Annotated in this window: 11 protein-coding genes; 5 read left to right on the forward strand and 6 right to left on the reverse strand. The window is 67.5% G+C overall.

The annotated features are described in order from the left end of the window. Nucleotides 1-43: 43 nt before the first annotated feature. From OHB24_RS01150 to OHB24_RS01170, 5 genes are all read right to left on the reverse strand, one after another. Nucleotides 44-2,110 (reverse strand): NPCBM/NEW2 domain-containing protein, encoded by a 2,067-nt coding sequence (locus OHB24_RS01150; RefSeq protein WP_327637022.1) that lies wholly within the window; start codon nucleotides 2,108-2,110, stop codon nucleotides 44-46. A 33-nt stretch (nucleotides 2,111-2,143) separates the two neighbouring features. Then, nucleotides 2,144-4,117, reverse strand: a complete 1,974-nt coding sequence (locus OHB24_RS01155) for an alpha-galactosidase (RefSeq protein WP_327637023.1) — start codon at nucleotides 4,115-4,117, stop codon at nucleotides 2,144-2,146. Beyond that, a complete protein-coding gene (locus tag OHB24_RS01160) occupies nucleotides 4,114-4,929 on the reverse strand; it encodes a carbohydrate ABC transporter permease (protein ID WP_327637024.1) in 816 nt (271 codons plus the stop codon). The genes OHB24_RS01155 and OHB24_RS01160 overlap by 4 nt, the downstream gene beginning before the upstream one ends. Continuing rightward, a complete protein-coding gene (locus OHB24_RS01165; protein WP_327637025.1) occupies nucleotides 4,926-5,723 on the reverse strand; it encodes a carbohydrate ABC transporter permease in 798 nt (265 codons plus the stop codon). Before OHB24_RS01165 ends, OHB24_RS01160 begins: the two co-directional genes overlap by 4 nt. 143 nt (nucleotides 5,724-5,866) lie before the next feature. After that, entirely contained in the window at nucleotides 5,867-7,150 is a 1,284-nt protein-coding gene (locus tag OHB24_RS01170; RefSeq protein WP_327637026.1) for an ABC transporter substrate-binding protein, read from the reverse strand. Nucleotides 7,151-7,362: 212 nt separating this feature from the next. Between OHB24_RS01170 and OHB24_RS01175 the strand changes: the two genes are divergently transcribed. From OHB24_RS01175 to OHB24_RS01190, 4 genes are read left to right on the forward strand one after another with little or no spacing between them, the layout of a single operon-like run. After that, a complete protein-coding gene (locus OHB24_RS01175; RefSeq protein WP_327637027.1) occupies nucleotides 7,363-8,085 on the forward strand; it encodes an SDR family NAD(P)-dependent oxidoreductase in 723 nt (240 codons plus the stop codon). Between the two features lie 11 nt (nucleotides 8,086-8,096). Beyond that, nucleotides 8,097-8,822 (forward strand): FadR/GntR family transcriptional regulator, encoded by a 726-nt coding sequence (locus OHB24_RS01180; protein WP_327637028.1) that lies wholly within the window; start codon nucleotides 8,097-8,099, stop codon nucleotides 8,820-8,822. After that, nucleotides 8,819-9,964: a galactonate dehydratase gene (gene dgoD, locus OHB24_RS01185; protein WP_327637029.1), complete on the forward strand. Its 1,146-nt coding sequence runs from the start codon at nucleotides 8,819-8,821 to the stop codon at nucleotides 9,962-9,964. The genes OHB24_RS01180 and dgoD overlap by 4 nt, the downstream gene beginning before the upstream one ends. Beyond that, nucleotides 9,958-10,737 (forward strand): hypothetical protein, encoded by a 780-nt coding sequence (locus tag OHB24_RS01190; protein WP_327637030.1) that lies wholly within the window; start codon nucleotides 9,958-9,960, stop codon nucleotides 10,735-10,737. Before dgoD ends, OHB24_RS01190 begins: the two co-directional genes overlap by 7 nt. A 2-nt stretch (nucleotides 10,738-10,739) precedes the next feature. Here OHB24_RS01190 and OHB24_RS01195 read toward each other — a convergent pair whose 3' ends face one another. Beyond that, nucleotides 10,740-12,530 carry a sialidase family protein gene (locus OHB24_RS01195; RefSeq protein WP_327637031.1) on the reverse strand — a complete coding sequence of 597 codons (1,791 nt, stop codon included), beginning with the start codon at nucleotides 12,528-12,530 and terminating at the stop codon, nucleotides 10,740-10,742. A 127-nt stretch (nucleotides 12,531-12,657) separates the two neighbouring features. Here OHB24_RS01195 and OHB24_RS01200 point away from each other — a divergent pair, with 127 nt between their 5' ends. After that, nucleotides 12,658-13,278, forward strand: a complete 621-nt coding sequence (locus tag OHB24_RS01200) for a bifunctional 4-hydroxy-2-oxoglutarate aldolase/2-dehydro-3-deoxy-phosphogluconate aldolase (RefSeq protein ID WP_327637032.1) — start codon at nucleotides 12,658-12,660, stop codon at nucleotides 13,276-13,278. The last annotated feature ends 171 nt before the right edge of the window (nucleotides 13,279-13,449 follow it).

Here is a 13,449-nt window from a genome sequence, read left to right on the forward strand (position 1 = left end):
TCAGCTCGCTACATGGTTGGTGGGTGCTCAAAGTGGATTGCGGTCAGCAGGTTGCGGTGAGGGTTGCCCAGTCGGCGCGGTCGTTGTAGCCGCCGTCGCCGGCGTCGCCGACGAGGAGGTCGAGGACGCGTACGCCGGTCAGGTCGACGTCGAACTGCTTCGGCGTGAAGCGGTCGACGGTGCCGCTGTCGAACAGGACCTTGCCGTCGCCGACGACCTGGAACGTCGACGTACCGCCGTCCGGACCGACAGTGCCGACCACGTCATCGATGCCGACAGTTCCGGTCAGCCGCGCGCACGACTTGCCGAGGTAGTAGCGGATCAGCGACGGGGACGCGACACCGATCCCGGTGGAGTACGTCGTACCGGTGAGCTTGATCGGGTTGCCGCCGCCGACGCTCTCGTCGATCGTCGGCGACATCCAGCCGCTCGTCGCAGTGATCCACTGGTGATGTGACAACGGTACGGTCCCGCTCGGCGGCACCGGCGCGACCACCACCGGCGCCACCGTCGTTTGCCGCTGCTGGCCGTACAAGATCGCTTGGTACGTCGTCGTAGCGGTCAGGCTCGCCGAGCCGGGCGGAGCCGTCGGCGGGAGCTTGAGCGTGAAGGTGAACGCTGCCTGCTTGCCGCCGTCGATCAGAACAGGTGCCTTGGACAACGGCTTCACGGTCCATCCGGCACCACCGGCGATCGTGACGGCCGGCTGGAACACCGGCTGCAGACCGTCGTTCCGCACGGTGACCTGCACCGTCAGCTCGTCACCACCGGCGACGACCGGAGCAGTTCCCTCCGGCTGGGCGTCCGTACCGACTTTCGTCACCTGCGGGATCCCCGCCGTCACGTGCGGAATTCCCGGAACGCCACGAGCCGGCTCAACCCGGAACAGCGCCGTACCGTGGGCCGGCACCGCCGCGCTGATCACGCCCGCGCTCTCGGTCACCTTGTTCGTCCACGCGTTCTTCAGCGTGAACCGCGACCCACTCAGACCCACCGCCTTGGCGGTCGTCGTCAGGGTCTTCGCGCTGTCGCCCCGGTTGAGCAGTACGACGGCGCGGCTGCCGTCGGCGAGCCGCTTGACCCACGTCTCCGTCGTACCGGCCGCGCCGACCCGGACAGCCTGTACGGCGGCCTTGTCCTGGTTGATCGCGAGCACATCCGGATCGGTCAGCATCCCGACCGTGGTGGCGCTGAGCTTACGAACGTCGCTGCCGACGACGAGCGGCGCGGCGGCCACGGCCCACAGGGTGAGCTGCGTGCGGAACTCCTCGTCGCTCATCCCGAGCTCCGGCGCCAGGTAGTCCGGGTCGCTGAACGCACCCGGCTTCACGACCTCCGGGTGTCGCGCGTTCGCGTCGTAGTTCCGCAGTACGTCCTTGAACTTGATGTCGCCCTGGAACCCGACGTCGGTGTACGTACGCCACGACTGCGCGATCCCCGGCGCGTACGACCACGAGTTGATCGACTGCTGGGACTCCGGGTAGTTGCCCCAGTCCGGCGACGTCACCGGGTTGCACAGGTTGAAGATCATCGGCCGGTGACTGGCGTTGTTGCGCAGCGCCTGGGCGAACTCGGTGAAGACCGTCTTCGGGTCCAGGTCCGCGGCGATGCCGCACAGGTAGTCGACCTTCACCGCGTCGAAGCCCCAGGCGGCGAACTGGTCCGCGTCGCGCTGGTAGTACCCGCCGCTGCCGAGACCGCACTTGCCCGGGATGTACGGACCGGCGTCGGTGTAGATACCCGCCTTCAGGCCCTTGCCGTGGATGTAGTCGACCAGCGGCTTCAGTCCGTTCGGGAACTTGGCCGGGTTCGGCACCAGGTCGCCGGCGTCGCTGCGGGACTGATCGGCCTGCCAGCCACCGTCCAGCCAGACGATGTCGTAGCCGGCCTTCGCGAGGCCGCGGCTCACCAGGGAGTCCGCGACCGACTTGATCGTGTCCTCGGTGAAGTCGCCGCCGAGTCCGTAGTAGGTGTTCCACCCCATGTACGGGGTCGGGCTGAGGACCGGAGCCGTGGCCTGAGCCGCCACAGCTCCGGTCGTGGTGGTCACGCCGGCTATGAGAGCCGCCGCGATCACTCCACCTAGTAGTCGCGTAAACACCGTTTTCATCTTGTTTTCCCTTGCTGCCGTTGAGCGGAACGGTCAGTCGAGATGCTCGACGACCAGGCAGTGCGAGTCGGCGGAGTCGTCGAACACGACCCCGACCTGCAGCAGATAGCTGCCCGGGTAGGTCTCGTTGCCCACCCGGTAGTTCTTCGCCGGATCGAGCCCGGCCAGCGGCACCCGCCGCGGCCGGGTCGGCAGCGTGCCGCGCACGTTGCCGTCGCCGGTCTCCCACAGGAACACCACGGACCGCGTCGCGCCAACGTACTGCACGCCGCCCGTCAGTCCGTAGACCTTGCTCTCGGCAATCAACTCCCGAAAGCCCTTGTACTGCTCGATGTGGCGTGCTGCCGTCTTCAGTCGATCGTCGGTCCAGCGCGAGAGATCCGCACCGATCCCGAGTACGCCGGCCATCGCGACATGGAACCGGAAGTCGAGCGAACGCTCGCGACCATCGTGCGTGCCCTCGGCGTCGGTGACCCAGGAGCTCATCAGATGCGGCGCGAACCCGGTCCGGAACCCTTCCTGAATCCTGAGCCGATCCAGCGGAGCCGTGTTGTCACTCGGCCACAACGTGTCGACCCGTGAGGCCATCGCCAGATCGACGCGGGCCCCGCCACCCGCACAGCCTTCGACGGAGACCTTCGGGTGCTGAGCTCTGAGCTTCTCGAGAATCGTGTAGAGGTTGGCAACCACTCGACCGTCGAGGTCCCGGCGTTGGTCGCCACTGTCCAACCGCGGCCGATTGGCGTCCCACTTCAGGTAGGTGATGTCGTACGTCGACAGCAGCCGATCCAGCGTGGTCCAGATGAAGTCCGCTACGTCGTCCCGGCTCAGATCGAGCAGGAGCTGATTGCGGATCAGGATCGGATCGCGCCCCGGCGTACGCAGAATCCACTCGGGGTGCTCGGCCGCCAACTGTGACGACGGGCTGACCGACTCCGGCTCGACCCACAGGCCGAAGTCGAGCCCGATGTCCTTCAGGTGACCGATGAACGCGTCCAGCCCGCCCGGGAACTTGGCCGGATCGACCTCCCAGTCCCCCAGCCCGCCGGTATCGTCCGACCGCCCGACGAACCAGCCGTCGTCCACGACGAACGTCTCGACGCCGATCCCCGCCGCGCGCCGCGCCAGTTCGAGCTGATGGTCGGCGCGGAGGTCGAACTCGGTCGCGAACCAGGAGTTGTACAACACCTTCGGAACACGTTTTCTCGACGCAGCCCGCTCGTACTCGTGGAACACCCTCGCGAGTCCGTCCGGACCCTCAGCGCTACAGGTACCAACGGCCTTAGGCGACACCCACGTCTCCCCGGGCTTCAGGGTGATGCCGAGACTCGACGACGTCCGGCCCGCCTGGATCCGCACCAGGCCGGTCGTGTCCACGTCCGCCGACATGTCCCACGACCCCGACCACGCAAGCTGTACGCCGTACGCCACCTCGCCGTCGACGACGAGGTACGGCGAGTACGAGTGCCCGGTGATCCCCTGCGCACTCCCGATCGTGAACCGCCCGCGGGGCAGGGTGACCGAAGCCTGCTGGAACTCGCTGTTCCACTCACCCCACAGGTACTTGACGGTGTTTCCACCCGGTACGACGAACCCAGCCGATTCATGCCGATGCAGCACGACCTCATCAGGTCCGTCGTTCCGAAGCGACACCCACCGCTCCACTGCATCCCCGACCATCCGGTAATGCAGAACGATCCGGACAACGTCCGCGAACTCGAGCTCCAGCCCGTCACCCTCACGCGCTTCGACGAACACCGGCCGGAACTCATCCGCTCCCGACGCGCTAGAGACAACGAGGTCGACGGGTGCGGTGTAGCGGACGCCGCGAACGGAGTACTCCAACGGCTCCACGTCGGCGCGCGGAACGAAGTGTTCCGTGCCCACAACAGCAACCGGCGCCAGACCATCCTGCGGGCCCCAGGCAACCAACTGCGCCCACTGACCGTGATCCGGTACGCCGATGACGTACGAGGTCGTCGTACCGCGCAGGGTCCAGGTCCTCACTTGACCGCCCCGATCGCCAGCCCGCCGACGAAGTGTTTCTGGAATCGGAGGAACACCGCGACCGTCGGCACCGCGGCGATCACCGTGCCGGCCGCGATCACGTTCCACGACGACACGAACAGGCCTTGCAGACCCAGCAGCGCCGGCGTGACCGGCATCTTCTCGCCCGAGCGGATCACCGTGATCGACCACAGCAGATCGTTGAAGATCCACGTGAACGACAGCGCCCCTAGCGCTGCTAGCGCCGGGCGGGTCAGCGGCAGGATGACGGCCGAGTAGATCTTCCCCGGCCCGGCACCGTCGATCGTCGCCGCCTCCTGGATCTCCCGCGGCAGATCGCGCATGAACCCGTGCAGCACAAAGGTGTAGAACCCGAGGCCGAACCCGACATGGACTGCGATCAGTGCGATCAGCGTGTCGTAGTACCCGATCAGCTCCACGAACCGGGAGATCGGGATCAGCAGGATCTGCGGCGGCAACAGGTTCCCCATCAACATCAGCAACAGGATCGTGCGACGGAACGGGATCGAGTACCGCGCGAGCCCGTACGCCGCGACCGACGCGAGCCCGAGACTGAGGAGCACGGCCGGGATCGTCACCAGCAGGCTGTTGATCAGCGCCCGGAACTCGTCCGCGTCCTCCCACGCCGACTTGTACGTCGAGAACGTGAACGAATGCGGCAGCGATCCGAGCCCGTTCGCGGCGACGTCGTCGAAGCTGCGGAACGAGATCACGATCACCCACAGGATCGGTGCCACCCACAGGAACGAGACGACGCTCATCGCGACGTGGTAACCCACCCGCCGGATCATGATTCCTCCCGGAAAGCGCGGATCAGATAGCCCAGGATCACGGCCAGGGCGAGCAGGAAGATCACCACGGCGATCGCTGACGCATAGCCGAGCTGCGTGGACTGGAACGCGGTCGAGTACATGTACGTGCTGAGCAGCTCGGACGAGTGGTACGGCCCGCCCTTGGTCATCGACCAGACGATGTCGAAGGATCGCAGCGAGTCGATGACGATCACCGACAGTACGACGGAGTTGACGCCCTTGAGCTGCGGGATCGTGACGTACCGCGTGCGTTGCCAGGCGGAGGCGCCGTCGACCTTCGCGGCCTCGTAGAGCGCGGGATCGACCGCTTTCAGGCCGGCCAGGTACAGCACCATCACGTACCCGATCTGGCGCCACAGGGCCGGCACGATCACGGCGTACAGCGCGGTGTCCGGGTCGGCTAGCCACGGTCGGATGAAGTTGCCCAGGCCAACGGTTCGGAACACAGTGTCGACAAGTCCATCCGGCTGGTAGAACACCCGCCAGATCAGCGCCGTGACGACGAGCGAGAACACGACCGGGGTGAACAGTGCCGCCCGGTAGATCCCGACCCCGCGACGCTCCCGCTGCAACAGGAGCGCCATCCCGAACCCGCCGATCACACTCAGCCCACCGAACAACACCAGCCAGATCGCGGTGTTCTTCAACGCAGTCCGAAAGATCGGGTCGGACACCATGTCGGAGAAGTTCCCGAACCCCACGAACCGAGGCGCCGACAACCCGTCCCAACTGGTCAACGCCAACCAGAACCCCTGCAAAGCAGGCCAAAACACCCAAACACCCTCAACAACAAACGGCACCAACACAAACGCGAGAATCAGAGGAGAGACGCGCCTCGGTCCGTTCCGCTTCGTCCGGCGCGGTCCGGCCGCCGGGTCACGGCCGGCCGCGCTCCGCGGTTCCACAGCTGTAGCGGTCACGCCTTGAAGACTTTCTCGGCGGCTGCCTGCCAGTCGGCCAGGATCTTGTCGATCTGGTCGGGCTTGTCGAGGAACTTGGTGAGGGCGGCGTCGGCGGTCGGCTGGAGGGCGTCGCTCGAGTCGCGGTTGAAGAACTGGGTGAGCTCGGCGGCGCCTTCGATCATCGCCTTGCCCTTCTTCACCAGCGCCGTATCGGCCGACTTGCCTTCCGGGTTCGCCGGAATCGCCGTGCCGGAGGAGCTTTGCACATAGATGTTCTGCGCTTCCGGCGTCGCCAGCCAGGTGAGGAACTTCTTCACCCCGTCCGGATCCTGCGCCTTCTTCGACGCGAAGTACCCGTCCGTCGGCGCCTCCTCGGCCACCGGTACGGCCGGATCGATGATCGGGAACTGGAAGAAGTCGATGTCGTCCAGCGCGTCCTTCGGCGCCGAGTCCGCGAAGAACGTCCCGATCAGGAACATCCCGGTCTTGCCCGCGAGCAGCGCCGACGTCGCCTCCTGGAACGGGAACGACTTCCCCTTCGGATCGAAGTACGGCAGCACCTCACGCCACTTGGTGAAGACCGCCTTCACCTTCGGGTCGGTGAAGTTCCCTTGGCCGGCCAGCAACTCCCGGTGGAACGGCGCGCCGTTGATCCGGATGTTCAGGTAGTCGAACCACGCCGATGCGACCCACGGGGTGTCGCCGAGCCCGATCCCGATCGGCGGAATCCCCTTGCCCTGAATGGTCTTGCACACGGCGACGAACTCGGACCAGGTCTTCGGCGGTGTCACGCCCCACTTGGCGAAGTTCGACTTCCGGTAGAACATGCCCCACCAGTAGTAGCTGGTCGGCACGAAGATCTTCTGCCCGGCGCTGCTCGTGGACAGCGTCTGCATCGCCTTCGAGTAGTTGCCCATCGAGTCCCAGACGCTCGACACGTCGAGCAGCAGGTCCTTCTTCGCGTACGAGTCCGCGACCGAGCCGGCGTACCAGGTGTAGACGTCCGGCGGGTTCGCCGAGGTCAGGTACGTCGGGAGCTGGGTCCGGAAGATCTCCGACGCGACCGTGTTCAGCTTGACCTGGGATCCGCCGGTCTTGTTGTACGCGGCAACGAGTTTCTCCATCGCGCCCTTGGCCTGCTCGCTGGAGAGGTTCGACTGCAGCGAGAGCTCACCAGTGGCCGCGCTGCCGCTGCCCGGACTCTTGGTCGAGGTCGCGCACCCGGGCACCAGGGTCGCCGCCCCGAGTACTCCGAGGCCCTTGAGGAACGTCCGCCGATCTGCTGCCAGACCCGTCATGCCTGAACTCCTGAGATCTGCTCGACCGGCGTGCCAGTCGAGTGAGTGGTGTGTTGCGGACGATCTTGCGGCGAGCGATCCAGGGTGTCAATATTAATTCGTAAATTACGAGCAAATCGCTTGACCGGGCACTGTCCCGCACGGTCAACTGGTTCATCGTTGGAAGCGGCCTGCCTCCGTGCTTGGGTAGGAGCAGATCGAAGGAGGCGCGGGTGCGGCTGGCTGGACGGGTGATCGTGGTGACCGGGGCTGCGTCGGGGATCGGTGCGGCCTGCGCCGAACGGGCGCTGACCGAGGGCGCGCAGGTCGTGCAGGTCGACGTACATCCCTGCAAGGACATGCCCGGCAGGGCGATCAGCGTCGTCGGCGACGTGTCGTCGCAGGACACCTGGGCGGAGGTCCGGTCCCGCGGCCGCGACGAGCTCGGCCCGATCGACGGCTTGGTCAGCAACGCGGTCGTCGTCGACGTGAAGCCGGCCCACGAGCTGACGCCGTCGTCCTGGCAACGGCAACTCGACGTCAACCTGACCGCCGCGTTCCTCGGTTTCCGTGCCTTGTACGACGACCTCGTCGCGGGCGCCGGCTCCGTCGTACTGGTGTCGTCGGTCCACGCGCTCACCGGCCTGCCCGGACATCCGGCGTACGCCGCGACGAAGGGCGCGCTCGTCGCACTCGGACGCCAACTCGCGGTCGAGTACGGCGAGTCGATCCGGGTGAACACTGTGCTCCCGGGCCCGGTCGTGACGGCGATGTGGGACCGGGTCGACGCCGAGGGACGCGCGCGGAGCGCCCAGGCGACGGCACTCAAGCGGCTCGGGCAGCCGGACGAGGTGGCACAGGCGGTGGCGTTCCTGCTGTCGCACGAGGCGTCGTTCGTCACCGCAACCAGCCTGGTGGTCGACGGCGGATGGTCCGCAACGAAGGACTCGGCGTGAGGGAGAGCGGTGTGACGGGGATTCAGCGCGGGGTGTCGCGTGGATTGCACGGGCAGATCGTGGAGGTGATGGCACAGCGCATCCTGTCGGGACAGATCGCGGAGGGCGCGACCATCAACGTCACCGACCTGCAGGCCGACCTCGGCGTCAGCCTGACCGCCGTACGCGAGGCCTTGAAGGTGCTGACCGCGAAAGGTCTGGTCGACGCGCGGCAGAAACGCGGCACGTTCGTCCGGCCGCGCTCGGACTGGAACCTGCTCGACGCGGACATGATCCGCTGGCACTTCAGCGACGCCGACGCCCGGCCCGAGCTGCTCGAGGAGCTGCACGAGGTCCGCGGGATCGTCGAGCCGGCCGCCGCCCGGTTGGCCGCTCTGCGATCCGACGACGCGGACCTCGTGGCACTCGACGAGGCGCTCGCAGCGATGGAATCCGCTGGTGACAACGTCGCGGCGGCGGCCGCGGACCTCGCGTTCCATCGTGCGCTGCTCGCGGCAACGGGCAACGAACTGCTGACCAAGATGGAAGTGATCATGGAGACCGGGCTCGCCGACCGCGACCGGCTGGTGCACACGGTGAAGCCGTCGGACGATCCGATCCCGAGCCACCGACTGGTCGTGGACGCGGTCCGCGCGCACGACCCCGAGGGCGCCGAGCTCGCGATGCGGGAACTGCTCGCGAAGGCGGCCGAGGACCTCACCGAGGTCCGCGGATCGACCCGGCGGCGGCGCCGGTGAAGATCGAGAGGATCGAGACGTTCCTGGTTCCGCCGCGCTGGCTGTTCTGCCGCATCGAGACGAGCGACGGTGTCGTCGGGTGGGGCGAGCCGGTCGTCGAAGGGCGCGCCGAGGTTGTCCGGGCCGCGATCGACGTACTGTCGGAGTACCTGATCGGCCAGGATCCGCTGCAGATCGAGCGGCACTGGCAAGTGTTGACGAAGGGCGGGTTCTACCGCGGCGGGCCGGTGCTCAGCAGCGCGGTCGCCGGACTCGACCATGCGCTGTGGGACATCGCCGGCAAGGTGTACGGCGCTCCCGTCGCCGCACTCCTCGGCGGGCGGGTCCGGGATCGGGTCCGCGTCTACGCGTGGGTCGGCGGGGACGAACCGTCCGCGATCGGTGACTCCGTCGCGGAGCAGGTCGCGGGCGGGATGACGGCCGTGAAAATGAACGCCAGCGGGCAGATCCAGGCCTCCCCGTCCGTTGCCGAGGTCAACGACATCGTCAACCGGCTCGCTGCCGCCCGTGCGGTCCTCGGGGATTCCCGGGACGTCGCCATCGACCTGCACGGACGGGTTGGCGTGGCCGCGGCGCGGCGGATCCTGCACGCCGTCGAGGACCTGCAGCCGATGTTCGTCGAGGAGCCGGTGCTGCCCGAGCAGATGGCACACCTGGCCGAGGTGGTCACGACGTCGACGGTGCCGGTTGCTCTCGGCGAGCGGCTGTACCACCGGTCCGACTTCATGGCCCCGTTGAACGCGGGCGTCGCAGTCGTGCAGCCCGACGTCTCGCACGCCGGCGGGATCTCCGAGCTACGACGCATCGCCGTACTCGCGGATGCGCATGGCGCAATGCTCGCGCCGCATTGTCCTCTCGGGCCGATCTCGTTGGCGGCTTCGTTGCAGGTGTCGTTCGCGACGCCGAACTTCCTGATCCAGGAGCAGAGCCGCGGCATCCACTACAACGTGACGAGCGACCTCACGTCGTACGTCGTGGATCCCGCGCCGTTCACCTGGGTCAACGGTCACGCGGAGTGGAATCCCCTGCCCGGCTTGGGAATCACGGTCGACGAGGAGGCCGTCCGCGCCGCGGACCGCACCGGCCACGCCTGGCGCAATCCGGTGTGGACCCACGAAGACGGCTCGTTCGCCGAATGGTGACCATCGATCCAGCTGACGGCGGCCGCTGGACCTCCCTGCAGCTCGGTGGCCGCGAATGGCTCTGGGCCGGACCCGGCCTGATCACCGGTCCGCGCATCGGTCTCGCCACCTTCATCGACGCGGGCGGCGTCGACGAATGCTTCCCCACCGTGCGCGGGCTCCCTGACCACGGCGGCCTGTGGAATCAGGCGTGGGACGCGACCGTCGCGTACGACGACGCGATTCTGACGCGGGTGTTCACCACCGGCGCGGACGCCGCCAGTGTCGACTACCACCTCGAGGCTCCCGCCGGCTACCGCTTCATCTGGGCCGCCCACGCGCTGCTCGACTGCGTGTCCGGCGCAACCATCTCCGTCCAACCCGGGACCGAGTGCCGCCTGTATCCCGAGGCCGCTCCGTGGTTGCCGTGGGCCTGGCCGGACGACAGCCCCTGGGTCACCGCTATCTGGCCGACGCCTCTCGAACTCGGAACCTTCGGCCCGACGAACGGGACTGCTGCCGGCGCGGTTCTGGTGGACTGCCCGACGGTCTCGGTCCGCGATCGCGGCGCGGAACTGACCATGACGCTGAGTTGCCCGGGGCAACCAGTCTCCACCGCGCTGTGGCGTAACCAGGGCGGCTTCCCGGACGATGCGCCGTACCGGAGTCTCGGGGTCGAGCCGATGCTGGGCCGCGTGTTCGACCTGGCGACCGCCGGTCCGGGCGACGCCGCGGTAGTGCCGGAGAGCGGCGAACTGACCTGGCGGTTGACGCTGTCCGCCAGGCCAGTGTGATGTCAGCCGAGCGGCAGATCGAGTACGGCGTTGGGCACCGACGTGCTGTTCGCGGTGCGGATGCTGTTGAGTTCGGTCGCGGTCAGGGCACGTTTGTAGATGCGGACCTCATCCATCGAGCCGTCGAAGTGGTGCGCGCCGTCGAGGCGTTGCCCGACGTACATCTTGAAGGGACGGCCGGGGCTGACCGATCCGGCTGGGGCCGTGACACTCGCAGCCTGAGTACCGTCGACCCAGATCGAGAGGGTGCCGGCCTTGCGTTGCAGGGCGACGTGGTGCCAGGCGTTGTCGTTGTAGGCCTTCGTCGTCTGGACGGCTGCCGTGTTTCCGCCGGTGGTGATCAGGCCGCGGATGCGACTGTCTGCGGGCTCGGCGCGGAGCCAGAACTGCGAGAACTCGTTGATGTTGTAGCCCCAGAAGATGGCCTGCGGCGTCGAGCTGGCGCCGTACTTGATCCACGCCATCGCGGTGAAGTCATCCGCGCCGACCGCGAGCGATTCGGCGAACGGGAGCTGGATCGCGTCATCTACGCCGTCGAGATCTCGCGCCTGGCCGAACTTGCCGGCGACGGCCGTGGTGCCGCCGCGCAGGTAGCTGTCGTTGTGCAGGCCGGAGACATCGGGAGTCGTAGTGCCGAGCGGTGCGTCGGGGTGACCGATGTCGTTCTCGGTGAAGCGGGCGAAGCGGATCTGGTCGCGGGCGTCGGCCGTTCCGCCTTCGTACAGCAGGCCGATCTCGCCGGTGTCGAGGATCGCCAGGTCGGAGTAGCCCGACCAGTCGCTGGTGATCCTGGTGCCCTCAGCCACAGTCTGCCAGGTCTTGCCCTCGTCGAAGCTCGACCGGATCGTCATGTACCTGCGCCGATCGGGATCCGCCGGCGCCGCGAACAGAAGGCGGTTGTACTTGTCGCCTTGATCCACCGCTCGCAGTCGTTGCAGCGAACCTTGGACGACGGGCGTTGTCAGTCCGGCGACAGTCGCGAACGGCGCGGAAAACGTTTGACCGCCGTCGTTACTGACCGCGGCCATCCGGCTCGCGCCCGACGTACCGGCGTTGTTGCGCGCACCGGCGTACACACCGCCGTCGACCTTCTCGACGACGCTGATCTCCTGCGGGGTGGCGTCCGAGCGGAGGTCGGTCGCGCCCTTGTGCCACGTCTCGCCGTGGTCGTCGCTGTAGACGAGCTGACCCGCGTTCTTGCCGGCGCCGTTGTCGTAGTTGGTGCCCGCGACCAGGCGGCCGGCGTGGGCGCCGCGGGTGAGCTGGATGCCGTGCACAGGCCCGGTCGCGTACCAGCCCCAGGCAGGGTCGTCGATCTGGTCGCCGATGTTCTTCGCCTTGCTCCACGTCTTCCCGTCGTCATCACTGAACTGGACGTACGGCGTCCGCGGGCGGCTCGTCGTACCGGGGTCCATCGTGCTCAGCAGCACGATCCGTCCGGTCTCGTAGTCGACGATCGGAGCCGGGTTGCCGCGGGTGGCGACCGCGTTCGGGTCAGTGTCGGTGCCGGAGAGAACCGTCTGGGTCGCCGACCAGGTGCGGCCGTCGTCCTCGGAGCGGCGCATCACGAGGTCGATCTCCTGGGAGTCCGCGCACCACGCGCGGCGGGCCTCGGCGAACGCGAGCAGCGTGCCGGCCTTGGTCTTCACGATCGCGGGGATCCGATAGCAGCCGAATCCGGCATCCCCTTTGTCGAACAGCACGGTTGTAGTGACGGCAGCTTGGGCCGCCGGAACCGGGATGGTGAGCGCTGCAAGAGCGAGCGCTGTGAGCAGGGCTTTGAGCTTAGGCATGAGCGGATGCCTCCTGAAAGTAAACAACGGGGCGGTTGCTTACTTCGAAATTTACTCACACATTCGGCGTCCACGCCAGGGCTCATGGGACGTCCTATGTCTTCGTCGATCGCATAGGTTGGGGATTATGGATCTGCTTGCCGAACTCCGGAGCCGGAAACTGCTCGCGATCATCCGCGCCGACGGGGCGGACACCGCCTTCGCCTGCGTCCAGACCCTCGTCGAAGCCGGCATCACGGCGCTCGAGGTCTCGCTCACCACGCCCGGCGGCGTCGAGGCGATCGCCAAGGCGCGCGCGCAGTACGACCCGGACATCCTGATCGGCGCCGGCACCGTCGTCACCGCTCTTCAGGCCGACGAGGTGGCCGCCGCGAACGCCGACTTCGCCGTCACCCCCGCGATCACCCGCGGCGCCCACCGCTCGGTCGAGCTCGGCCTGCCGCTGCTGTGCGGCGCCCTCACGCCCACCGAGGTGGTCGCCGCCATGGAACTCGGCGCCACCGCCGTCAAGATCTTCCCCGCCAAGGTCCACGGCCCCGGCTACCTCTCCGATCTCCGAGCACCCCTCCCCGACGTACCGCTCATCGCGGTCGGCGGCATCGACGCGGTATCCGCCCCGAAGTACCTCGCCGCCGGCGCTCTCGCGGTCGGCGTCAGCTCCCCCCTCCTCGGCGACGCCGGCACCGGCGGCTCCCTGTCCGAACTAGCAATCCGCGCCGGCACCTTCCGCACAGCCCTCAACATCTAACGACAACCTCGCCCGGCACCCGCACCCGGGCCCGCTCCACCGAATTTGCCTGGCCCACCCACCAATTTGGCTGGCCAACCAATCGAATCGGGGGTTCCGGACCCTCCATCACGGTCAGGAACCCCGCATTTGGTGGGTGGACCAGGCAAATGAGGGCTCGGCGGGGGCGGG

Source organism: Kribbella sp. NBC_00482, from assembly GCF_036013725.1.
Classification (GTDB): domain Bacteria; phylum Actinomycetota; class Actinomycetes; order Propionibacteriales; family Kribbellaceae; genus Kribbella.